Consider the following 24,140-nt stretch of genomic DNA (forward strand, 5'->3'; position numbering starts at 1 on the left):
CTTAATGAAAGAAGAGCGTTCACTAAAAAGTATGCAAGAAGAGGTCGATGCGTACATCCAACAATTTAAAGTTGGGTATTTTTCGCCATTGGCGCAAATGGCACGTCTGACCGAAGAAGTAGGTGAATTGGCCCGAGAGGTCAATCATTCATATGGCGAAAAAAGTAAAAAAGCAACAGAACCTAGTAATTCAGTGGCGGAAGAATTAGGCGATGTTCTATTTGTAACGATGATCATGGCAAACTCGTTAGGAATTGATTTGACGACGGTATTTGAAAAAAATATGGAGAAGTTCAATCGAAGGGACCATCATCGTTTTGCCCGAAAAGATGAGGAACAGTGAGAGGATAGAAGGAGTAAAAATGAGACTAAGTGAATTACCGATCGAATATAAAAAAGCAATTCCAGTAATAAGAAAAATCGAGGCAGCTGGATTTGAGGCGTACTTTGTTGGTGGTAGTGTGCGAGACACGTTACTCGGACAAAAAATTCATGATGTAGATATTGCTACTAGTGCGTTTCCAGAAGAAATCAAGCAATTGTTTCCAAAAACGATAGACATTGGGATCGAACATGGAACGGTTCTCGTCTTGCATGAAGAGGAGCAATATGAGATCACGACATTTCGTACGGAATCGACTTATCAAGATTATCGACGACCCGATAGTGTTTCATTTGTTCGTACACTAGAAGAGGATCTAAAGCGAAGAGATTTTACGATCAACGCTTTTGCTTTGAAAGAAGATGGTGAAATCATCGATTTATTCGACGGCTTGGCTGATTTAGAAAATCACGTCTTACGAGCAGTTGGCCGGCCTTTTGAACGATTTCATGAAGATGCCTTGCGAATGATGCGTGGCCTTCGTTTTGTGAGCCAGTTAGGATTCAAATTAGAAGAAGAAACAGCCAAGGCAATCGAAGACAACCATGCCTTATTGGAGAAAATTTCTATTGAACGAATGAATGTTGAATTTATCAAAATGCTTTTAGGGGATTTTCGTAATCATGGCTTGGTCGCATTTGTTGAAACAAAATGTTACATCTATTGTCCACAATTAAAAGAAGATGGTGAGGCATTACTACGATTTGCCGATTTACCATCTATTCCATTAAAAAAAGAAAGTCAAGCTTGGGCATTGTTGCTCAACCAGCTCGGTCGAGCAGAGCAAGAGGTGGCACCTTTCTTAAAAGCATGGAAATGTTCCAACCAAATGATTCGAGAAGTCCAACGTTTGGTCAAAGGATTGGCGAAGCGACAAGAACGACGATTAACACCATTGGAGATTTATCATCTTGGAAAAGACGCATCGTTGGATGTGGAGGAATTAATGATTTACTTCCAACAAACCCCTGACACAACAACTGTGCTAGACATTTATCACGCACTTCCTATCAAGACAATGAGTGAGTTGTCCATTGATGGAAAGGTGTTATTAGCTACGAGTGAGAAAAAACCAGGTAAATGGGTCAGTGAAGCATTAGCACTTGCGGAGTCGGCGGTAGTGAACGGACTGGTACCGAATGAACAAGCTGCGTTATTAACCTATCTGAAAGAGCAACAAGGGTAGTCAATGAAACCGTGGCAATCACTAATTACGTTTGATTGGCGGGCTATTCATATACTGACATGGCTAAAGTAAGGGCATGAGAGTTATCTATAGAAGCGTTTGGCTTTTTTGTAGCATGTTTTTCATGTCCCTCTTCTCTTTTATAGGAGGATTGTTATCAAAAAAGCTGACAGAAAAGCAAACATGAGAGATGACCGCTTTTGTTGTTTTATGCTAAACTAGTAATGAAACAGAATATAATGCGTCAAAAAAGGAGATTTTTTTAATGAGCAAAGAAATGACAGCGCTAAAATTTTATTTCCGTAACGGCGAAACATGGACGATCAATCGTCGTCACATCGGCGACCTTTGGATCAAACAAATCACAACAAGTTTTGGTCGTATCAATGGAAGCGAATTTATCGAGATCCATCCATGTGCCGGTTTTAAAATCGAGATCTTCCATGAAGGAGATTCAGTAGCTACTCATGATATCAATCTAGGTGGTTTGGAAATGGGTATGTTCAATCGTGCTTTGAAATATGAAGATATTGAACGTATGGAAATCTTGTATCGCAATGGTACACCTGATCTAGTATACTTCCCTTACTTGGACAAAGGAACAGAGGGATTAGATAATCAATATCAATCAACAAAAATCAGTGAAAAAACTGGTAACTTATACATTGTGATCAACCCAGAACAACGTGTTGACGATGTTTATGGCGAATATTTCGAATAAGATCGAATGACGTTAAAAAAATAGCACATGCAAAACTTTTGAATAGGTTTTGCATGTGTTTTTCTTTTGTCTTAATTTTATGATTCCAGTTGATATTTTATAGTGATTGGACTAGAATGAGTTTCTGGGATTGAAACAAACACTTCACTGTAAAAGTAAAAAGGTTTTAGTTGCATTCTTAGAACTTTTTGCTATAATTGGTGCAGTTTGAATATAGGAGATCTTGAAAATGAGAGAGAGTTTTGAAGAACAAAAGAAACGACTGGTTGAACACTATGGTACTTTTTCAATGGAAGATCGTCGTCAAATCTTATGTAAGTTGCGTAAAAGAAATATCTTGATGTATCGTCAATTGGGACGCTTGAAACACGAATTGCTCCGTTTAGAATCAAAACGTGTGCAATGTGAGTTAGATGGTCGAGTGACCCAAGCGGAAGTTGTTGAAAACAAAATATTAAAGAAAAAAGAGCAATATTTGAAAGTTCTTGCACAAAATAAAAAATAAAGGGGATCAAGCATGGAATTTGCAGAGTTAGTGATTGTTTTTGCAGTCACGATCACGCTATCCAACATAGCAAGTCGTATCTTGCCGATGATCCCTGCACCACTGATCCAAATATTTCTTGGCGTGGTTTTAGGATTGACCGAATGGGGTGAATCCATCAATTTTGAACCTGAATTATTTTTAGTGATGATCATCGCCCCCTTGCTTTTTAGAGAAGGAGAAAAAGCGGATATCGCCTCGATTTTGAAAAATTTCGATACGATATTGTTTCTCGCTTTTGGTGGGGTGATCTTGACTTTGATTGGCGTCGGAGCAACGTTATCGTTTCTGTTACCAAGTGTCCCTTTAGCCGCGTGTTTCGCTTTTGGTGCAGCACTAGGTCCGACAGATGCGGTGGCAGTCAGTTCGCTGTCCAATCGTGTGAACATTCCGAAAAAAGCCATGCATATTTTGGAAGGTGAAGGGTTACTGAATGATGCATCTGGCGTTACAGCCTTCCAATTTGCCTTAGCCGCTTTGATCACTGGAACGTTTTCTGCGGTCAACGCAGGCGTTACATTGATTTTATCAAGTATTGGCGGGGCAGTCGTCGGCTTTTTACTTGTCTGGATGAAAAGAAAAATTATTGGTCTGATTGAGAAAGCGTCGGCACGTGACGTGACAGGCTACTTGTTGATTGAATTGTTGTTGCCTTTCTTAGCATATGTTTTAGCCGAAGTCTTTCATGTTTCAGGAATTATTGCAGCTGTGGTTGCAGGGGTATTACAAGCCTCAGGATTTAAAAAAATCTCAGTCTTTGATGCGGAGTTGTCAACTTTGTCGAATAGTACATGGACAACGATTGCCTTCACATTGAATGCACTGGTATTTATATTTTTAGGAATCGAACTGACACAAGTCTTTACACCTGTTTGGGGTGACGGTTTATATCCGAATAGTTTGTTGCTAATGATTATCTTATTGATTTCGATCATGCTGTTCATCATTCGCTTCGTTTCAATCAGCTTGTTTTATATATTCAAGGGCGGTTTCCAAAGTCTCAAGAAACAACTGAATGAAGTCTTGATCTTAACCTTCGGAGGCGTAAAAGGAACCGTCAGTTTAGCAACTATTTTTATTTTGCCATTTACGATCAACCAAATGGCATTCAATCAACGTTCATTACTCCTGTTTTTGACCGCAGGTGTTATTCTAGTCACGTTGATTATCGGAATCATTGTCTTGCCGATGTTGACTGAAACAGAAGCAGCAGCAACGACTGATTTAAAAGCATTGATGATCTTGGAAGAAGTGATTGAAACACTACGCTTAGAAAAAGAAGCGGAAGAACCAGGATCAAAAGCTTATTTAGCGATAGAAGCGGTGATTGAGACTTACCAAGAAAGAATCAGTGAGCTCTATTTATCTGATTTGAGTGGCGATGAAAAGCAAGAAGTCCAAGAAATCCAAGCATTGATTTTATCGATTGAGCGAGATGGCTTGGATGAAAGATATCGTTCTGGGAAGCTGTCTTCTAATGGCTATCGTTTTTATTCAAGATTCCTGGCTAACTTTGAACAGTCGATCACAAGTCAAATTTTATCATTCATTGGTTTTTGGTTTATCGTAGTACGTCGACTGATGCGGATCATTCTCCATCCAAAAATGTTTTGGCAACGACGGCAAAGTGATCGCCAAACCATGATTTCTGAGAAAGATATTCAAGAAATTCGAGAGACGTATCAAAAGAATACTCAGTTGATCATTGAAAGTTTGGAGAATCTAACGGATGTTTATGATGAATCGATGATTGGATTCTTCATTGAACAACGAAAAGCTCAAGGGATTCGGATGATGAGTGGTAATCTGATTTCCTCTTGGATGATCCAGCAAGATCGTTTATTTACGAAAAAAATGCTAAGAGGTTATTATTTAGAAAGAAAAGTCATTGATGAATATGAAGTAGCAGAAGCAATCACGACTTTTTCTGCAAATCAATACAGAAGAAATATCAACCTGTTGGAGTCCTATACAATGAATCAGCCGACAGATCGCTTTTCATTTCGCTTTGCTTTCCAAGCGAAAGCAAAGAAATTTCAATTGAAACAAGACCAAAAGAGGAAGTTGTGACAAAGCACAGCTCCTCTTTTTTTATGGTGTTGTGACAGAAGTCGTTTAACCTTAATAATTAAGTTTATCCTGGAAGTCAGGTTTGTGAATCCTGGATATTCAGTTATATGAAATGAGAGAATACGTATCTGCAATGCTACCTAAAAAAAAGAATATTCGAAAAAAACTATCTTTTAAACAATTGTTTTATGTTACAATATCCAAGATAAGGGGGGAGTACTGGTGAAAGAGCTAAAAATAACTGACCTCAAAAAAACATATGGAGAAAAAGAATTATTTAATCAGATCTCCTTTTTGATCCATGAACATGATCGCATCGGTTTGATTGGTACTAATGGAACTGGTAAAACAAGTCTTTTGAATATCATTGCTGGACTTGACAGTGGAGATGGTGATCAGCAGACAGTTTTTTATCCGAATGATTACCGTATCGGTTATTTATCACAAACCGATTCATTTTCAGAAAATGATACGGTCTTACAAGCTGTTTTTCAAGGGAATAGTCCATTGATCCAGACTGTACGACTCTATGAGGAAGCCTTGATTGCATTAGCTGAAAATGGCGATGATGAAGCAGTCCAAAAACGCTATGCATTGGCAGAAGAGCGAATGAATAAAGAGGACGCTTGGACGACGGATACAAATGCCAAGATCATTTTGCAAAAATTAGGGATCAGCCAACTAGAAAAGAAAATCGGTGAGCTTTCGGGTGGACAAAAAAAACGTGTGAGCTTAGCACAGGTTTTGATCGATGAACCTGATCTTTTATTACTTGATGAGCCGACAAACCACTTAGATTATGCAGCGATCGAATGGTTGGAATCTTACTTGAAACAATATCGGGGTGCCTTATTGATGGTGACCCATGATCGTTATTTCTTAGATCGTGTCACGAATCGGATCTTTGAACTTGCCTTTGGGAATCTTTATGAATATAAAGGCAATTATGAAGCTTATCTAATTGAAAAAGCCGAGAGAGATCGTGTCGAAGTCGAACAAGAAGAAAAGCGTAAACGCCTGTATAAGCAGGAGCTTTCTTGGATGCGAGCGGGAGTACAAGCTCGTGGGACGAAACAGCAAGCACGTATCAATCGCTTTGAAGATTTAAAAGAAAACGTATATCAAGTCAATCATGATACGGATATCGAACTAAATATCGCGACACAACGTTTAGGTAAAAAAGTGATCGAGATCAAGGATGGCTCGTATTCGATTGAAGGAAAACCTTTGCTCCAACACTTGGATCTATTGATCCAATCAAGAGAGCGTCTAGGAATCACTGGAGAGAACGGTGCTGGAAAGTCAACGTTGTTAAATATCTTAGCAGGGAAATTATCCTTAGATAGTGGCATCTATACGATTGGCGAAACTGTTCGATTAGCTTACTATACACAGGAAAATGAAAAAATGTCTCCGGACAAACGAATGATTGCTTATCTGCAAGAAGCGGCAGAAGAAGTCCAAACGGCGGATGGAACGCAAATCGGTGTCGCCGAACTTTTGGAGCGGTTCTTGTTTCCTAGATTTATGCACGGAACACTGATCCGTAAACTATCTGGTGGGGAAAAGCGTCGTTTATATTTACTCAAATTATTGATCCAGCAACCAAATGTTCTATTGCTGGATGAGCCAACCAATGACTTAGATATCGCTACTTTAACGATCTTGGAAGATTATTTCCGAACCTTCCCTGGAGCGGTGATCACCGTTTCTCATGACCGTTATTTCTTAGATAAGGTAGTTGATAAACTGTTAGTTTTTCTAGGAGATGGCAAACAAGAGCTTTATTATGGCGATATGTCTAGCTATTTAGCCAAACGCAAAGAAGATCAACAGATTCAACCAGAAAAAGTCAAAGTTAAGATAGAAAAAAAAAAATCTGAGCCAAAGAAAAAGCTTTCTTATATGGAACAGAAAGAATGGGCAACAATCGAAGATGAGATTGCGGAACTAGAGAATCGTTTGGATGAATTGCAAGAGGAGATGAACCATCAAGGGGATGATTTCACACGATTGCAAGAATTACAAAAAGAAGTGACCACAACTGAGGAACTGCTGGAAGAAAAAATGTCACGTTGGGAATATTTAAGTGAATGGGCAGATAATTAGGAGGGAAAAGATGGAGCAAGCATATCTTGATCTAGGGAAAAAGTTGTTATCTGAAGGACATGTAAAAGGTGATCGTACGGGAACAGGAACATTTAGTTTATTCGGTTATCAAATGCGATTTGACCTGCAAAAAGGCTTTCCGTTATTGACGACAAAACGTGTACCTTTTGGTTTGATCAAAAGCGAATTATTATGGTTTTTAAAAGGAGATACGAATATCCGTTATCTTTTACAAAATAATAACCATATTTGGGATGAATGGGCATTTGAACGGTATATCAAAAGTGAGGACTATCAAGGACCGGATATGACAGATTTCGGACATCGTAGTTTGACTGATCCAGAATTCAATAAAGTCTATCAAGAAGAAAGCAAGAAATTCTGTGAAAAGATAGTGGCAGATGAAGAATTTGCAGAAAAACATGGAGATCTTGGTCATATTTATGGCTATCAATGGCGTCATTGGGAAACCAAAGAAGGTAGTTTCATCGATCAAATCAAAGAAGTGATCGATGCTATCAAGCAGACACCTGATTCAAGACGACTGATCGTCTCAGCATGGAATCCAGAAGATGTGCCAAGTATGGCTTTACCTCCTTGCCACACGATGTTTCAATTCTATGTAAATGACAATAAACTAAGTTGTCAGCTGTATCAAAGAAGTGCTGACGTGTTTTTAGGTGTCCCATTCAATATTGCTAGCTATGCTTTATTGACACATCTGATTGCACATGAAACTGGATTAGAAGTTGGTGAATTTATCCATACTTTAGGCGATGCGCATCTTTACTCCAATCACGTAGAGCAAATGAAAGAACAATTGTCTCGTGAAGTTCGTCCATTTCCGAAGCTAGTATTGAATACAGAAAAAAACTCTGTGTTTGATTTTGAAATGGATGATATCAAAGTTGAAGGATATGAGCCGCATCCTTCAATAAAGGCACCTATCGCGGTCTAAGAAAGGATGAGAAAATGTTCGCTGCAATCTGGGCACAAGATGAAAATGGCCTGATCGGAAAAGAAGATAGACTTCCTTGGCATTTGCCGAATGATTTGAAATTTTTTAAGCAAATGACTGAAGCGAATGTATTGATCATGGGACGAAAAACATTTATGGGGATGGGCGGTAAGCCACTACCTAATCGTAAAACGATTGTTTTGACAAGAGACCGTGAGTTTACAGCCGAGGGCGTAATAGTGATGCATGATGTCAATGAAGTATTAGCGTATGAAAAAGAAGCAGATGGAATTTTATTTGTTGCTGGAGGGTCAGCAATCTATGAAGAATTTTTACCTTACTGCACGATTTTGTATCGTACGGTGATCCATCATTCTTTCGAAGGAGATACGTATTTTCCTGCTGTAGACTGGCAAGCATGGTCATTGATCAATATCAGTCCGGGGGAAATAGATGAAAAAAATAGTTATGCACATCAGTTTGAGACGTATAAACGTAAAGAAGAACATACAACCGAAGAGATATAATGTCTCGTTGAACCTATAGATTTAAAGCGGAAGAAACCGAAATGGATTTTTTTGGCTCTTTGTCAATAAGGACTGATGAGTTGCGAAAAATTAAATCTGGGTCAGAATGAACCTCATTCTGGCTCAGATTTTTTGTTATCTAACATTGATTAATTGATTGGTCAAAAAGATTCTAATTTTCATGTTCTCAAATGATCTAAAACCGTAGGATACTCGTTTCATCGTTTTTATGTGGGTATTCTTTGCTTCTATTTTTCCATTGGAGTAAGGATAAATCATCGCATTGGCGATGCCTTCTTCGTAGGTCAGAAGGTTTTGAAGTTTCTCACGAAAGCCGTCATCTAACGTTTCGGGAAGTTCTGCCAATAAGGAGAAAAACAAGTCAGGGTCTTTGTCTCGAAAAGCTTCAACTAATTCATGGAAAAAGGGATACGCCTCCTTTAGGGGCGTAGAAAAGCTAAGCAATCGATCAATCATCATTGCTTCAGTAAGAAATGGGTATTTAGGTGCTCGGAAACTTTTCCATGTTTTATACTCATAGTGGTTAATGTTTGCACGATTTTTTAGCAGAAAGCGCCAGTTCTTTTTCAGTTTTTCTGCATGGCTTTTCTGTCCTGCTTTACGCAGTTCATTCATTTCACGGATACGCAACTCATTGAAAGCTTGATTCATGTGTTTGACAATATGAAACCGATCAATCACTACTTTCGCATTTGGCAGAACGCGTTTGGTAAGCTGGAAGTAGGCGGCGTTCATGTCTGTGACTAAGAATTTTACTTCTTCTGGATTGATGCAGCCCAAGAAATAGTTTGTTAATCGAGGTAATTTACGCGTAGGTAAGATATCAATTAAATTACCTGTTTCTCCATCTGCGCAAATAAAGCTCATTTTATCTTCTATGGAAGTGTGCGAACGAAATTCATCAACCATCAATACTTTGGGGAGAATCCTCTTAGTGGGCTTTGGTAAATAGCTTTTAAACTCTTTCAATGTACGAATAACGGTAGTCAAAGATACCTGACAGCTTTTCGCAATAAAAGATAAAGAGACTTTTTCAGTCAGTAAAGAAGCAATTTTATGTCTGACATGATCCGCAATTGAATGTCTTGGGCGGACAAAATAGCTTTGAGCAGTCCAATGGGTTCGACAGTTTTTACAGGTATAGCGTTGCTTTTTTAAGCGCATAACCATTGGCATATGATTGTATTGTTCAAAGCGGACAATGATTTCCTTCTTCCCATTTTTCACGACAATTGCTTTCCCGTTTCCATCTACCACAGTAGAACCACAACTTCTACAGGTACGAGGATCAGGTGAGAGAATGGCATTAATGACCAATGTCTTTTCCTTATGAAAGATCTCGTAAGAGATCTCAGTAATCATCAAATCTTTATCTATTAATCTCAGCATTTTTTTGATAGAATCATTCATATAGCATATCGTCCTCTCAGTTGTTTATTTTGTGGTGATTTAATCATACTAGAGAACGATATGTTTTTTAATACCTAAAATGAAAATGGGACTGAAGAATCAATTTTGATTCATCAGTCCCATAAATTATAGAGCCATTTTTTTATCATTCAGGTTTCTTCCGCTTATTTTGTCGTTCCATCAAAAAAAGTAGAATAGATAAAGAAAACTGAATAGAATCATGTTATCATAACAAACAATTTATTTTAAACTTGTTTATAACTGAATTTGATGAAAAAACAGAAGTTCTTTGGTATACTGAAAGTGGACCTGCCTGAAAAATGCTAGGCACTTTGTGAAAGAAAGAGTGTGAAATAATGACAAACGTAAAAATAGTAACAGATTCTTCTTGTACAATGGAAAAAGCAGTACGAGATCATTTGAATATTCATGTTATGCCATTATCAATTATGATCGATGGCGTTGTATATCCTGATGACGATCAACTAGGCGGAGAGAAATTCATGGAAATGATGGCTAAATCAAAAGCATTACCTAAAACAAGTCAACCGCCGATCGGCGAATTCATTTCAACGTATGATGAATTAGGCCAAGATGGTAGTGAAGTGATTTCCATCCATATGACGAAAGGGTTAAGTGGAACGGTTGAAGCTGCAAGACAAGCAAGCAACCTAACGAAAACAAACGTCACAGTCATTGATAGTGATACGACTGACCAAGGTTTATCTTTCCAAGTGATTCGTGCGGCTGAAATGGCCAAAGAAGGTAAATCAGCAGAAGAGATCCTTGCTGAAATCGAGAAGATCAAAAATAATACAAAACTTTATATCGGTATCTCCACATTGGATAACTTAGTAAAAGGTGGGAGAATCAGTCGTGCAACTGGTTTACTATCAAGTATGTTGAACATTCGTGTGGTGATGAACTTTGCTCATTCAGAGCTGATTCCTGTCACAAAAGGTCGTGGGAAAAAGACTTTCGACAAGTGGTTCGATAGCTTGAAGAAAGAACTGAAGGCTCTACCGAACGTTCGTCAGATCGGTATCTCACATGCAGGTGCGACAGAGCTTGCTCGAGAGTTTGAAGAAGGCTTGAAACAATTGTTTCCCGATATGGACATCCCAGTATTGCATACAAATCCAGTGATTGCTACCCATACAGGGGAAAATGCTTTTGCAATCATGTATTATACCGATTGATGAATGTAAAATAAGAAATAGAAAGATAGATCATGTGAAGACCAATAGACGTGTTCTTTGTGATCTGTCTTTTTATTCGTTCAAGTGCTACTAGCATAAGGAAGTGAGGAGGAAAAGACATTTTGAGATGCTCCACTTCCTTTAGCAGATGAGAAACAGCCTCTTTCTTTTTTTCAGAAAAGGGCTATTTTTTTAATCGGAATTTTGGTAATATAAGAAACAATCATGGTCTAGAGGTGAAACAATGAAACGAATGAAACAACAGTGGTTGATTGTTTTGATCCCTTTATTCACTGCAGTTTTTCTCTTTGTCGGACTCTCTTTGAGTGTGCCGAAAGCACAGCCTTTGTTAAAACCGGCAGCGTCGGTTACTTCTGAAAGCAATCAAAAAGAAAAGTTACACTATGTAGCAATTGGCGATTCATTAACTGAAGGAGTAGGCGACCAGACGAAACAAGGTGGTTTTGTTCCGTTAGTCGCAAATGACATAAAAGACAGATATGGTTTGACAGCCATTGAAATTGAAAACTACGGTGTAAATGGCGAACGAAGTGATCAAATATTAAAAAGATTGAAAAAAAATGAAGAAATCCAAAAGAATATCGAAACCGCAGACATTATTACATTGACTGTTGGTGGGAATGATTTAATGAAAGTGATCCAAAATAATCTTTTTGGTATCAGTATTCGTTCATTCAATAAACCAATCAAGAATTATCAAGAAAATGTCCAAGCAATCATTGAAGAGATACGAGGGTTAAATAAAGAGGTACCTATCTATATTTTAGGGATCTACAATCCATTTTATTTGAACTTCCCTGAGATCACGGATATGCAAACGATTGTGGATAACTGGAATGAAGGAACACAGCAAGTAGTAAATGAAGCAGAAAATAGCTATTTTATCCCGATCAATGATCTATTGTACCAAGGATTAAATCAAGAGGTCGGAATTACTGAAGCTTCTGATCAGTCAACTTCTAGTGATAGTTCGAACGGGACGAAAAATAATGTGTTATATGAAGAAGATCATTTTCATCCTAATAACTTAGGCTATCAATTGATGGCTAATGCTGTGAGAGATCAATTGATCGAAACGCATGAAAAATGGCTGGTCAAGGAGGGAAACAAGGATGGATAAACGAAGTTCAACAGTTGAAAAAAACAAAAGGCATAACTATTGGAAATACGCATTTCTGATTTTATTAGGCCTGATCATTGGTTCGACGATTTTCTTAGGTACGCGGATATTCGCCAATCGTGAACCTGATTTGCCAGAAGTACCAGCGATTACAGAAAGACAAGGCGACCCGGTATTGACGATCAATACTCAAAAAGAAAAAGTCAACCAACTGATCAGCTTTTTCTTGACAGATTTCCAAGAAGGACAAGATATCAAGTATAAATTTTATTTAGAAAATGAAGCATTGCTTAATGGTACGTTTGAAGTGTTAGGATTCCCTATCGACTTTTACTTGTATTTTGATCCGTATGTAATGGAAAATGGCAATGTTCAGTTAAAAGCAAAAAGTCTATCGATCGGTACATTGAATCTGCCGATCAGAGATGTGATGAATATGATCAAGCGAAATTACAAACTACCTGAATGGATCGAGATCAATACAGAGGATTTAACGATCATGTTACGATTAGATCAATTCCGTATGCAAAATGGAATGTACATCAAAGCGGACAAAATTGATTTAGTCAACGACGATATTCGCTTTAGTTTGTATTTACCAAAAGATTCCTCAACGACGGAAGAAACGACCGAATCTAGTACTAATTAAGTGATATCTCGAGAGTAAGGGAGGAATCAATGATGGAACGAGCAATATTTGCAGGAGGATGTTTTTGGTGTATGATCCAGCCTTTTGATACATTACCAGGCATCCATACGATCATGTCCGGTTATACTGGTGGGCATGTACCAAATCCAACGTACGAACAAGTGAAGGCCAAAACAACAGGACATACTGAAGCAGTAGAAATCTTGTATGATCCTGAATTGATCTCATACGAAGCATTACTTGAGCTTTATTGGCAACAAACGGACCCTACAGACGTTTTTGGTCAATTTGAAGATCGAGGCGATAATTACCGACCTGTGATTTTTTATACTACAGAAGAACAACGTCAAAAAGCTGAAAAAAGCAAACAACAACTTGCAGCAAGTGGTCGCTTTATTGATCCTATCGTTACGACGATCGAGCCAGCGGAGACCTTTTATTTAGCAGAAGATGAGCATCAAGATTACTACAAAAAAAATCCTGAGAACTTTGAGCGTAATCATGCGCGTCGTGCAGCATTTATTGCTGCCAATTGGGAGGGAAATCAATGAATCGCAGCTTCTATCACTATCTGATGACTCTTCGTGGAGGGAAATCTTCTGATGCGTTATCAACTTTTGCAACCGAAGCTGGAAAAGATATCCAGTTTCCGAAACATAGTACAAGTTATGAAGAAATTTCTGATTATTTAGAAATGAATGTTGATTATTTGCCCTCTATGGATATCTTTGATACGGCTTGGGATCATTATTTAGAGAATAATCATCTCACCTGATCAATGGGATCTGGTATGAAGAGTATGACTTAAAAAAAGACGAGACAAGTACTGCTTTGGCAATATTTTTGAATAGCCCTATTTGGTCGAGTGATTTTGGACTATTCAATTATTTCTAAAACATAGTACGTTTGTCCGTCTTTTTTCGCACCTATCTGTAAATGATCATTGAACCATTCGCTTTTTCTGTAGTTATTCTATATAATGAGGGTAATAGGTTAAGATTTTACGAGGGATGGATTGATGGGCTTTGACAAAAAAGCAGCTTTATATTGACCGTTTTTGGTTATTTATTAAATTTTTACTTTGTTCCATAGTGATTGCATTTATTTTACGAGGATTTATATTGATCCCAGTACCAGTGGAAGGGAACTCGATGGAGAATGTCCTTAAACAAGGGGATATGGTCGTTATGGAAAAATTCTCTGAAATCAGACGATTTGATGTGGTCGTTTTCCAACTTTCAGATGGAACCATCTATATCAAAAGAGTCATTGGTTTACCGGGAGAAACCATTAGTTATGAAAAGGATCAACTAAAAATCAACGACCAACTAATCGAAGAACCTTATTTAAGTAAAAATATCCGTTCGGACCACGAAAATGCACCTTATACTACCGATTTTACCTTGGAAGAGTTGACAGGATATACAGAATTACCTGAAGATAGCTATTTTGTTTTGGGGGATAATCGCCGTGTGTCAAAAGATAGTCGTTCATTTGGAACAATATCTAGAGATGAAATTTTAGGAAAAGCGAGATTTGTGTATTACCCATTGAATGAAATCAAATGGATCAGATAAAATAAAAGAAGACTCTCCAATAACTATATGTTGGAAAGTCTTCTTTTTTGATTATATTTTCATCCACATTGGTTCCAATGTATTTCCATCAGGATCTTGTACTTCAAGAGAATACATTTCTTCTTCCGGTATTCCCATATCGACTGTATGGTAGCTACCACCATTTTCTTTTGCAATTTCACCAAAACGTTTGACTTCAGCAGCATTTGCTAAACTAAAAGCAATCAGTGCACCGCTCATTTTTTTTGTGTCAGCGATTTCTTTGTCTTTCAAGAATTTTTTGTAAAAGTCATGTGTCAAGAGCATCACCCAAAATGTGTCATCCCAAACCATCGCGCTTGCTTCTTCAGTCGAAAATTCTTTATTTTGTTTGAATCCTAATTTTGTATAGAATTCGACCGATCGACCCACATCTAGTACAGGAAAATTGACAAAAACCATTGTGTCCATCTTGATACAACTCCTTCCAATTTTCCTCTATCATGCGCTAATTGGTAAGCGTTGTCAAAGTATTTAGCTTGGGGAAGAATTTCTTGTTTTATTGGACGTATCCGCTAAAAGTATAATCAACAGTACTATAAAACTCATAATAAAATCTTGAACTTTGATCTGTCATACTAAGAGTACTAGAAATCGTAGAGCCAGCTGGAACGAAGTGTGTTTTTAAGACGGCATGATTGGCAGAATTTCTCATTCGAATTTCTAAGGTTCCGCGACCTTGATTGTGGAAGGAATAATTATACGTATTTTTTCCTAATATATTGTAGTTAGAATATAAATAATATTTGCCACTATAAGTGCCAGATATTGAACAACGTCCTGACGAAGCTACGTTCCAGTTTGCCGTTGGCACATTGGCTCCTCTGACCAACGAAGGGGTCAAGTTGATTAAACTTGATTCTGTATTTGTGGCTTCAACACTTAATTGATCTGCATCTACTGACTGTTGTGGAATGGACAAACCAAATAATAAGAAAATAGTAGAGAACATAAATAATTTTTTCATAAGTACTCCTTTTTTGTTATTTTTTAGTGAACGTTCACCTCTTGATAATAAGTGTTTTGTTTCACATTTTCAATAGCAAGAATCCTTGTTTTACAAGGTGTCACAGATTGTGACATCGAATAATAAGAAATATATCGATTCGTTTCAATAATTCGCTTTTAAGTTCTTTTATGAAATGGTTATAATGAGAGATAGAATAAGGAGGCGATGTTGTGGATTTTGGTAAAATATTAAAAGAAAAAAGGCATCAAGCAGGAATTACACAGGAAGAATTGGCAAAGAGATTAAATGTTAGTCGTTCAGCTATTTCTAATTGGGAAATCGGCAGAAATTACCCAGACATACATACACTAGTGGAAATATCGACAAGCTTAGGTGTGTCTTTAGACGAACTATTGGAAAATTCTACTATGACTGACACGATGATTGATACTACTAAAGAAATTGAGGTGAATCAGAAAAAAAAGCGAGGAAAATTGTTTTTTGTAGTAGCACTGTGTTCGAGTGTTTTAGTCATGTCAATTTTATTTTTTTCATTTTCTAATCAACCGACGATTGTCTTGAATGCAGTTGAAAATGCCCATTCAGAAGATGTAGCGCTCTTTAACAAAGAAGATATCAAAGATATTACTCTCAAAGACAAGAAAATGACTATTCTTTTTACTATACCTAAAGACAGTGAATATGTTGGCTACTATGTCGACGGAAGTAATCAAAAAGGATTTGTAAATCTTGATATATATAAGACTGCTAATTCTGATGTCAATCAGCGGAAATTAGTCCATGATGGACTGATTGAAGTAGATTTAGATATGTTTTCAAAAGTGAATAAAATTAGTGTGAATTATAAAAAATAAAGCGTATTGCAAGAAGTATTCAAAAATAGCTGTATGAGGACAAATGAAGGTGTTCTATCGTTAGTAAAGGTCATTATGGCAAAATAAAAATCTTCTAAAAAACTTTTAGAAATCAGGTGAATCTTCTTGTCAACGAGCTGTATACTTCGAGTTGGATCAGGTTAAAAAAGTAAGCTTCATGGAACGAATCGTTTAGTCGATTGTTTTACGGAGCTTGCTTTTTTTCTTTACTATGCAAGTTCTTTTTTACATTGATTTCTTTCTATCATGGGCTGATTGATCGTTTGACTTTTTCAAAAACTGTCTCATGACGAACGTTAAAAGATCAACTAGGAATCAGAAACATGAAGTATTCCTCTTGTGAGTAGATCGGACAAAGTATTTTATCATGATTAAGGTATTCCATCCTCATCAAATATTTTTGTCCATTGTATGGTCTGAATAAGCATATTTTGACTTGCAATAAGCACGCCATCAGTCACTTCCTTGATTGCAGCTTCTGTAGTTCACCTTTCTTAAACAAATTCCCCATAAATTAAGCATGGATTTTCTTCTCCAAAGTCTCTCATCCTCTGTTGTTACACTTTCTGAGATAAGAATGAAATGAAGACTTGGATCAATAGTAAATATTTTTAGGAGAGTAAACATTGTCCTTGATTGACTTTAACAGATGGAAACCTGCTTGTTGAATGGATGTCTCTCTTTCTATTTTTTGAACATGAGGTGGAATCAATATGATAAACTGAAGAAAAGAGTTGAAAGTGAGGAGCTAGATGATCGAAAAGAAACCAAAAGGACGAGACGGTGTAGTGATCCAAGAAGAGCAGGTGATTCGTCCTAAGAAAGTCTGGTCGGAGGAGGTCCAAAAATTTTTAAGTTACCTAAGGAACCAAGGTATAACTTATGTGCCAGAACCACTAGGCTATGATGAGAAAGGAAATGAAGTGGTATCTTATCTCGCAGGTGAGGTCTATGATTATCCTTTGCCCCCTCAATTGTTGACGGACAGTGCCATTTGTTCAGCAGGTCGATTGTTAAGAAACTTCCACGACCAGAATCAAGGATACCTTACTTCTTTAAGTGGCACAGAACCGTGGATGCTACATTCATTCGGAGAGCATGAGGTAATGTGTCACAATGATTTTGCGCCATACAACGTGACAACGGAAAATGGTCTAGCCATTGGTATCATTGATTTTGACACGATCACACCAGGACCAAGAATCTGGGATGTAAGTTATGCCGCCTATCGCTGGGTACCTTTAGCGGCAAATCAAGGAGATCCGATCACGGATGAAACGTGTCATCGTTTAAAAAAATTTGTTGAAGCATACAGACTAAATGAGTCTGCGTATCCAGATTTGATCCCCACGATGATCAGACGACTTTCTTATATGATAGATTTCATCACTGACGCAGCAAGTCGCGGAGAAACAAATTTTCAAGCAAATATTCAAGAGGGCCATCTAAAAGAATACGAGCAAGATAGTCAATGGTTGCTCGATAATGAGAAAAAGATTCTTAGAAAGTTGCAAAATGAAGAAACTTGAGAATAAGCCGTTTGATTTTTAGTTTTTTTCTTGTATACTCCTAGAAGTGTAGTTCATTCAAGTACTGTATAAGTAAAAGAGCAAATTTTTAGATTTTAAGTTTTAGAGGAGGAAACACCAATGACTATTCAATGGTTCCCAGGACATATGGCGAAGGCCAGACGTGAAGTTTCAGAAAAGATGAAATATGTTGATATCGTCTTTGAGTTAGTTGATGCACGACTACCTTTGTCTTCACGTAATCCAATGTTAGATCAAATCATCCAACAAAAACCAAGACTTGTTTTATTAAATAAAGCTGATCTAGCTGATCCGCAACAAACGAAATTATGGCAACAATACTTTAGAAATCAAGGACATCAAGCCCTAGCAATCACCGCTCAAGAAAGTAAAGGAATCAAAGCGTTGATCCCTGCGGCAAAAGAAGCACTGAAAGAAAAACGAGAAAGAGACGCAGCTCGTGGCATCAAACCTCGAGCAATCCGCGCGATGGTCCTAGGAATTCCTAATGTAGGGAAATCGACATTGATGAATCGTTTAGTGGGCAAAAAAATTGCACAGACAGGGAATAAGCCTGGGGTAACGAAAGGACAACAATGGCTTCGTTTAGGAAGTGAATTAGAACTATTAGATACACCTGGTATTTTATGGCCTAAGTTTGAAGATGAAGAAATCGGTAAAAAACTAGCCTTGACTGGTGCAATCAAAGACCAATTGGTACACCTTGATGATCTAGCAATTTACGGCTTAGATTTCTTTGCCCGTTACTACCCTAATAAAATCAGCGAACGTTATGGATTATCAATAGAAGAAGAGCAACAAGTTGCACCTGAGTTATTGATGACGATCACGGAACGGAGAGGGTATCGACAAGATTATGACCGTGGGAGCGAGGTAGTTGTTTTTGATATTCGCCAAGGGAAACTAGGTCGCTATACTTTAGATCGCTGTGAAGAAATGGAAGAGACTACTCATGAGTGAATCGATCCAGAGTATCAAAGAAAAACTGAAACAAATCACAACGCTTGATGATCCGATAGTCACACAACTAAGATTAGACACAAGAAAAGGTGTCCAACAAGCATTAGGCTCTTTTGAAAAACGCTTAGCAAAGGAAGCTTTGCTTCGTGAAAAATATGAGACGATGTCCTTCTACGAAAATGAAGGATATGCTCAAGGACATGAAATGATTGCAGGGATCGACGAGGTAGGAAGAGGTCCCTTGGCTGGCCCTGTAGTATCCGCAGCTGTTATTTTACCTAAAGGTGTAGAGATTTACGGATTGAACGATTCCAAGCAATTATCTGAAAAAAAACGTGAAGAACTGTATGAACAGATTCAAGAAAAAGCCCTCTCCATCGGGATTGGTGTGATCGATGAGCAGACGATCGATCGTGTCAATATTTACGAAGCAAGTAAATTAGCGATGTGTGAAGCTGTTAAAGAATTGACACCAGAGCCTACGTATTTATTGATCGATGCGATGACTTTAGATCTGCCGATTGCACAAAATAAATTGATCAAAGGAGATGCCCGTTCAATTTCGATTGCTGCTGCCAGTATCATTGCAAAAGTCTATCGTGACCGTTTGATGAAAGAATACGAGTTACAATATCCTGGCTATGGTTTTGCCAAGAATGCAGGTTATGGAACAAAGGAACACCTCTTAGGATTAGCACAACATGGCATCACGCCAATCCATCGTAAAAGTTTTGCACCAGTCAAACAATATTTATCATAAGCGATGCGCCACTTTTCACGTATCTTATAAAAAAGATTAGAAAAGGTGGCGCTTTATGGTTATATACAATGAATTTATTACAAAGTTGGCATTGGTCAAAGGACTGAGCGGAGAGCAAAAATGGCGTGTGATCCGTCATCTATTGAGTGAAAAGAAAGAATGGTTGTCGGTTGATGATATGTTGACAGTTTCGCACTTCAATCGCTCTAGAGCAAGTTTTTATGACTATTGGAGCCAGATCAACTATACTTGGCGGAACAGAATAGGAGAGAATCCATACATAACTTTTCTTGATCCAATCTACCCTTCACAATTGCTTCATTTGGCAAATCCCCCGATCTTATTATTTTATCGAGGTGATCTTTCGCTGATGAAACGAAAAATGATCGCTGTCGTTGGTGGTAGACAAACATCTGGTTATGCGAGAAAAATCGTAGAGCGAGTGATCACTCCTGTGATTGACCAAGACTATATAGTTGTTAGTGGCTGTGCGAAAGGCGTAGACACTTATGCGCATCAAGTAGCGATCCGCTGTTCAGGCAGAACGATTGCAGTGATCGGTACGGGGATCAATCATAGTTACCCGAAAGAAAATCAGCAGTTGCAACGAGGAATTGCTAGAGATCATCTTTTATTAAGTGAGTTTTTACCAGATGTTGGTCCACAAAAATTTCATTTCCCTATGAGAAATCGTCTGATTGCTGCTTTATCAAGTGGAATCTGTGTGATTGAAGCAAAAGCAAAAAGCGGCTCATTGATCACAGCAGAGCAAGGCTTAGAGATTGGACGTCCGATTTTTTCTGTCCCTGGGAATATTTTGACAGGTCAATCCACTGGTTGTCACCAATTGATCCAAGATGGAGCGATATGTACCTTTTCAGGACAAGATATTCTGGATGAATTGCAATCATAACGATTGATTTATTATTGCTTTCCTTGACAAACGATTTCTGAATGGATATGATAAGCTACGATTTGTAAAAGTCCTTGTAACATATATATAGTAGGAACCCGAAAATGGAAAGGAGTCCATTCAGGAATGGCATATAAATATTTAGTGATCGTAGAATCACCTGCAAAAGCCAAGACGATTGAAAAATATCTTGGCCGTAATTATAAAGTAATGGCTAGTGTAGGACATATTCGTGACTTACCTAAAAGTAAGATGGGGATCGATTTTGAAAATAATTATGAACCGCATTATATCTCGATTCGAGGAAAAGGCGACGTCATCAAAAGTCTAAAAGCAGCGGCAAAAAAAGCGCAAAAAGTTTACCTCGCAAGTGACCCGGATAGAGAAGGGGAAGCAATTGCTTGGCATTTGGCTTATTTGTTAGGCTTGGATCTAAACGATAAGAATCGTGTTGTCTTCAATGAAATCACCAAGGATGCAGTCAAGGCAGCATTTAAAGAGCCACGTACGATCGATGTGGATCTTGTCGATGCGCAACAAGCACGTCGAACGCTTGACCGTATCGTTGGTTATTCGATTAGTCCGATCTTATGGCGTAAAGTAAAAAAAGGCTTGAGTGCTGGTCGAGTCCAATCGATCGCATTGAAAATCATCATTGAACGCGAAAAAGAGATCCGTGATTTTACTCCGGAAGAGTATTGGAGTATTGACGGAAACTTTAAGAAAGAACGTAAGAAGTTCAAAGCAAATTTTTGGGGAGTCGATGGCAAAAAGAAAAAATTGTCTGATGCCGAAACTGTCAAAGAAGTGACTGACCGGATCACTGGTAAAGAGTTTGCCGTGACAAAAGTCGAAAAGAAAGAACGCAAGCGAAATCCTGCGAACCCATTCACGACAAGTAGTTTGCAACAAGAAGCCGCTCGTAAATTGAATTTCAGAACACGTAAAACCATGATGGTGGCGCAACAGTTGTATGAAGGAATCTCACTTGGCAAACAAGGCACGATCGGATTGATCACGTATATGCGTACCGATTCTACACGGATCGCCGATACTGCTAAAGCCGAAGTCGCAATGTTCATCGAAGAAACATACGGAAAAGAATTCTCCAGTCATTCGGAACGTAAAGCAACGAACTCTAAAGGGGCACAAGATGCCCATGAAGCGGTACGTCCAACCAGTGCATTACGTACACCAGATGAGTTGAAACAATACTTGGATAAAGACCAATTGAAATTATATACGTTGATTTGGTCACGATTTGTTGCAAGTCAAATGACACCAGCTGTATTGGATACGATGAAAGTCACGTTGGAACAAAATGATGTAAGATTCATTGCGAATGGCTCAAAAATCAAATTCAAAGGGTTCATGCAAGTGTATGTTGAAGGCCGGGACGATGGGAAAGAAGACAAAGAAAACATTTTGCCAGAGTTAGCAGAAGGCGATACGGTGCAATCTGTCGATATCGAACCGAAACAACATTTCACACAACCGCCTGCACGTTATAGTGAAGCGACGTTGATCCGTGCATTGGAAGAAAATGGGGTAGGTCGTCCCTCGACTTATGCGCCAACGTTAGATACGATCCAACGACGATATTATGTGAAGTTGACACAAAAACGTTTTGAACCAACCGAATTAGGTGAGATCGTCAATTCGTTGATCTGTGAGTTTTTCCCACAAATCGTAGATATCCATTTTACAGCTGAAATGGAAGATGACTTAGACAAAGTCGAAGAAGGGAAAGAAGAATGGATCGAAGTCGTCGATCGTTTTTATAAACCATTTGAAAAAGAATTATCGAATGCCGAAGAAAAAATCGAGAAAATCCAGATCAAAGATGAACCAGCTGGTTTTGATTGTGATTTGTGTGGGCATCCGATGGTGATAAAATTAGGGAAGTATGGTAAATTCTATGCATGTAGTAATTTTCCAGATTGCCGAAACACCAAACCAATCGTCAAGGAAATCGGCGTCACTTGTCCCGTGTGTCATGAAGGACAAGTCATCGAACGTAAATCTAAGAAAAATCGTCTATTCTATGGCTGCTCTCGTTTCCCTGAATGTGAATTCACCTCTTGGGAAAAACCAATCGGCAGAAATTGCCCGAAATGTGACCATTACCTGGTCGAGAAAAAAGTCAAAGGCGGCAAACAAGTGGTTTGTACGAATGGCGATTACGAAGAAGATGTTCAAAAATAAAGAAATGAGAAGAGGTTTTTAGTTGAAAATCGTCAATGTAGTAGGTGCAGGTCTAGCTGGAAGCGAAGCAGCATGGCAAATCGCTCAAGCGGGTGTACCTGTAAAGTTATATGAAATGAGACCAGTTAAGAAGACAGAAGCGCATCATACAGATAATTTCGCTGAATTAGTCTGTTCCAATTCTCTAAGAGGGAATAGTCTGGCGAACGCAGTTGGATTATTGAAAGAAGAAATGCGTCGCTTAGATTCAGTGATCATCCATTCAGCAGATGAAACAGCTGTACCTGCAGGCGGTGCCTTAGCAGTTGACCGCGATTCATTTTCTGAAACCATCACTCGTAAGGTCAAAGAGCATCCTTTAGTTACAGTGGTGAATGAAGAAATCACTGAAATACCAGAAGGAATCACGGTGATAGCTACAGGACCTCTGACTTCTCATCCTTTAGCAGAAAGCATCAAAGCATTCAATGGCTCAGACGGTTTCTATTTCTACGATGCTGCGGCACCGATCGTCGACAAATCAACGATCGATATGGACAAGGTGTATTTAAAATCACGTTATGACAAAGGCGAGGCAGCTTACTTAAACTGTCCGATGACCGAAGAAGAATTTAAAGCTTTCCATGAAGCCTTAGTCAATGCGGAAGTCGCTGAATTAAAATCTTTTGAAAAAGAAAAATATTTTGAAGGTTGTATGCCAATCGAAGTAATGGCGCAACGTGGCTTTAAGACAATGCTATTTGGGCCAATGAAACCAGTCGGCCTAGAAGACCCTAAAACTGGAAAAAGACCTTATGCAGTCATCCAATTAAGACAAGATAATGCAGCCGCTTCTCTTTATAATATCGTTGGTTTCCAGACGCATTTAAAATGGGGCGAACAAAAGCGCGTGTTCCGCATGATCCCAGGATTAGAAAATGCAGAATTTGTCCGCTATGGTGTGATGCATCGCAACAGTTTCATGAATTCACCAGAACTCTTGAAGCCGACTTATCAATCGACCAAACGCGAAGATCTATTTTTTGCAGGACAAATGACGGGTGTAGAGGGCTATGTTGAAAGCGCGGCAAGTGGCTTGCTTGCAGGGATCAACGCTGCTCGCTTAGCGAAAGAATTGGAACCTGTGACGTTGCCACAAGAAACAGCAATGGGAAGTATGGCTTACTACATCACACATGCGGAAGGCAAACATTTCCAACCAATGAATGCAAACTACGGATTATTCCCAGAATTACCTGAACGAATCCGTGATAAAAAATCTCGTTATGAAGCAATTGCACAACGTGCCTTAGCAGCCAATGAAAAAGTGAAGCAAGAAGTCTTGAATAAAGAATTTGCTTCTCGTTAAATGGATGTTATGTAATAAGTCGAAGT

The 24,140-nt window shown here is 38.4% G+C and carries 24 protein-coding genes; 21 read left to right on the plus strand and 3 right to left on the minus strand.

Annotation, left to right across the window (positions count from 1 at the left end; genetic code table 11):
- Positions 1–4: 4 nt before the first annotated feature.
- The 8 genes from IGJ19_RS05355 to IGJ19_RS05390 all read left to right on the plus strand — a co-directional run bounded on the left by IGJ19_RS05355 (position 5) and on the right by IGJ19_RS05390 (position 8,497).
- Entirely contained in the window at positions 5–343 is a 339-nt protein-coding gene (locus IGJ19_RS05355) for a nucleotide pyrophosphohydrolase (RefSeq protein WP_010735763.1), read from the plus strand.
- Between the two features lie 19 nt (positions 344–362).
- Positions 363–1,568, plus strand: a complete 1,206-nt coding sequence (locus tag IGJ19_RS05360; RefSeq protein WP_071866376.1) for a CCA tRNA nucleotidyltransferase — start codon at positions 363–365, stop codon at positions 1,566–1,568.
- A gap of 265 nt (positions 1,569–1,833) precedes the next feature.
- Positions 1,834–2,289, plus strand: coding sequence for a hypothetical protein (locus IGJ19_RS05365; protein ID WP_010735761.1), 456 nt, complete (start codon positions 1,834–1,836; stop codon positions 2,287–2,289).
- Between the two features lie 229 nt (positions 2,290–2,518).
- Entirely contained in the window at positions 2,519–2,794 is a 276-nt protein-coding gene (locus IGJ19_RS05370) for a hypothetical protein (protein ID WP_071866377.1), read from the plus strand.
- A 12-nt stretch (positions 2,795–2,806) separates the two neighbouring features.
- A complete protein-coding gene (locus IGJ19_RS05375) occupies positions 2,807–4,903 on the plus strand; it encodes a cation:proton antiporter (protein WP_086334507.1) in 2,097 nt (698 codons plus the stop codon).
- 222 nt (positions 4,904–5,125) lie between these two features.
- Positions 5,126–7,012, plus strand: a complete 1,887-nt coding sequence (locus IGJ19_RS05380; protein ID WP_430604460.1) for an ABC-F family ATP-binding cassette domain-containing protein — start codon at positions 5,126–5,128, stop codon at positions 7,010–7,012.
- A 10-nt stretch (positions 7,013–7,022) separates the two neighbouring features.
- Positions 7,023–7,970: a thymidylate synthase gene (locus IGJ19_RS05385; RefSeq protein WP_074801154.1), complete on the plus strand. Its 948-nt coding sequence runs from the start codon at positions 7,023–7,025 to the stop codon at positions 7,968–7,970.
- Between the two features lie 14 nt (positions 7,971–7,984).
- Positions 7,985–8,497: a dihydrofolate reductase gene (locus IGJ19_RS05390; protein WP_074801151.1), complete on the plus strand. Its 513-nt coding sequence runs from the start codon at positions 7,985–7,987 to the stop codon at positions 8,495–8,497.
- A gap of 135 nt (positions 8,498–8,632) precedes the next feature.
- On the opposite strand, the gene IGJ19_RS05395 is transcribed toward IGJ19_RS05390, so the two are convergent.
- Complete coding sequence (locus tag IGJ19_RS05395) at positions 8,633–9,928, minus strand: ISL3 family transposase (RefSeq protein WP_430604461.1); 1,296 nt, start codon at positions 9,926–9,928, stop codon at positions 8,633–8,635.
- A 356-nt stretch (positions 9,929–10,284) separates the two neighbouring features.
- Between IGJ19_RS05395 and IGJ19_RS05400 the strand changes: the two genes are divergently transcribed.
- From IGJ19_RS05400 to lepB, 6 genes are all read left to right on the plus strand, one after another.
- On the plus strand, positions 10,285–11,127 hold the full coding sequence (locus IGJ19_RS05400; RefSeq protein WP_071866381.1) for a DegV family protein: 843 nt from the start codon (positions 10,285–10,287) through the stop codon (positions 11,125–11,127).
- A gap of 244 nt (positions 11,128–11,371) precedes the next feature.
- The gene (locus tag IGJ19_RS05405; protein ID WP_074801148.1) at positions 11,372–12,268 is read left to right on the plus strand and encodes an SGNH/GDSL hydrolase family protein; all 897 of its coding nucleotides are present in this window, start codon (positions 11,372–11,374) and stop codon (positions 12,266–12,268) included.
- Positions 12,261–12,917 (plus strand): YpmS family protein, encoded by a 657-nt coding sequence (locus IGJ19_RS05410; RefSeq protein WP_071866383.1) that lies wholly within the window; start codon positions 12,261–12,263, stop codon positions 12,915–12,917. The genes IGJ19_RS05405 and IGJ19_RS05410 overlap by 8 nt, the downstream gene beginning before the upstream one ends.
- Before the next feature lie 32 nt (positions 12,918–12,949).
- Positions 12,950–13,468: a peptide-methionine (S)-S-oxide reductase MsrA gene (gene msrA / locus IGJ19_RS05415; RefSeq protein ID WP_430604462.1), complete on the plus strand. Its 519-nt coding sequence runs from the start codon at positions 12,950–12,952 to the stop codon at positions 13,466–13,468.
- Positions 13,465–13,692, plus strand: a complete 228-nt coding sequence (locus tag IGJ19_RS05420) for a YozE family protein (RefSeq protein WP_071866385.1) — start codon at positions 13,465–13,467, stop codon at positions 13,690–13,692. Before msrA ends, IGJ19_RS05420 begins: the two co-directional genes overlap by 4 nt.
- 250 nt (positions 13,693–13,942) lie before the next feature.
- Complete coding sequence (gene lepB / locus IGJ19_RS05425; protein WP_071866386.1) at positions 13,943–14,494, plus strand: signal peptidase I; 552 nt, start codon at positions 13,943–13,945, stop codon at positions 14,492–14,494.
- A 51-nt stretch (positions 14,495–14,545) separates the two neighbouring features.
- On the opposite strand, the gene IGJ19_RS05430 is transcribed toward lepB, so the two are convergent.
- A complete protein-coding gene (locus IGJ19_RS05430; protein ID WP_086334563.1) occupies positions 14,546–14,944 on the minus strand; it encodes a VOC family protein in 399 nt (132 codons plus the stop codon).
- 88 nt (positions 14,945–15,032) lie between these two features.
- The gene (locus tag IGJ19_RS05435; RefSeq protein WP_071866388.1) at positions 15,033–15,500 is read right to left on the minus strand and encodes a hypothetical protein; all 468 of its coding nucleotides are present in this window, start codon (positions 15,498–15,500) and stop codon (positions 15,033–15,035) included.
- 212 nt (positions 15,501–15,712) lie between these two features.
- Between IGJ19_RS05435 and IGJ19_RS05440 the strand changes: the two genes are divergently transcribed.
- The 7 genes from IGJ19_RS05440 (at position 15,713) to trmFO (ending at position 24,114) form a co-directional block, all read left to right on the plus strand.
- Complete coding sequence (locus IGJ19_RS05440) at positions 15,713–16,357, plus strand: helix-turn-helix domain-containing protein (protein WP_071866389.1); 645 nt, start codon at positions 15,713–15,715, stop codon at positions 16,355–16,357.
- Positions 16,358–17,130: 773 nt separating this feature from the next.
- Complete coding sequence (locus tag IGJ19_RS05445; protein WP_142433205.1) at positions 17,131–17,907, plus strand: aminoglycoside phosphotransferase family protein; 777 nt, start codon at positions 17,131–17,133, stop codon at positions 17,905–17,907.
- A gap of 120 nt (positions 17,908–18,027) precedes the next feature.
- Positions 18,028–18,888 (plus strand): ribosome biogenesis GTPase YlqF, encoded by an 861-nt coding sequence (gene ylqF / locus IGJ19_RS05450; RefSeq protein WP_074799739.1) that lies wholly within the window; start codon positions 18,028–18,030, stop codon positions 18,886–18,888.
- Entirely contained in the window at positions 18,881–19,648 is a 768-nt protein-coding gene (locus IGJ19_RS05455; protein WP_074799738.1) for a ribonuclease HII, read from the plus strand. The genes ylqF and IGJ19_RS05455 overlap by 8 nt, the downstream gene beginning before the upstream one ends.
- Before the next feature lie 55 nt (positions 19,649–19,703).
- Complete coding sequence (gene dprA / locus IGJ19_RS05460; RefSeq protein ID WP_142433204.1) at positions 19,704–20,561, plus strand: DNA-processing protein DprA; 858 nt, start codon at positions 19,704–19,706, stop codon at positions 20,559–20,561.
- A 126-nt stretch (positions 20,562–20,687) separates the two neighbouring features.
- Positions 20,688–22,766 carry a type I DNA topoisomerase gene (topA, locus tag IGJ19_RS05465; protein WP_086334565.1) on the plus strand — a complete coding sequence of 693 codons (2,079 nt, stop codon included), beginning with the start codon at positions 20,688–20,690 and terminating at the stop codon, positions 22,764–22,766.
- Between the two features lie 22 nt (positions 22,767–22,788).
- Positions 22,789–24,114: an FADH(2)-oxidizing methylenetetrahydrofolate--tRNA-(uracil(54)-C(5))-methyltransferase TrmFO gene (trmFO, locus tag IGJ19_RS05470; protein WP_023519489.1), complete on the plus strand. Its 1,326-nt coding sequence runs from the start codon at positions 22,789–22,791 to the stop codon at positions 24,112–24,114.
- Positions 24,115–24,140 lie beyond the last annotated feature (26 nt).

The sequence above is a fragment of the Enterococcus sp. DIV1368b genome (assembly GCF_050529595.1).
GTDB classification, from domain to species: Bacteria; Bacillota; Bacilli; order Lactobacillales; family Enterococcaceae; genus Enterococcus_B; species Enterococcus_B mundtii.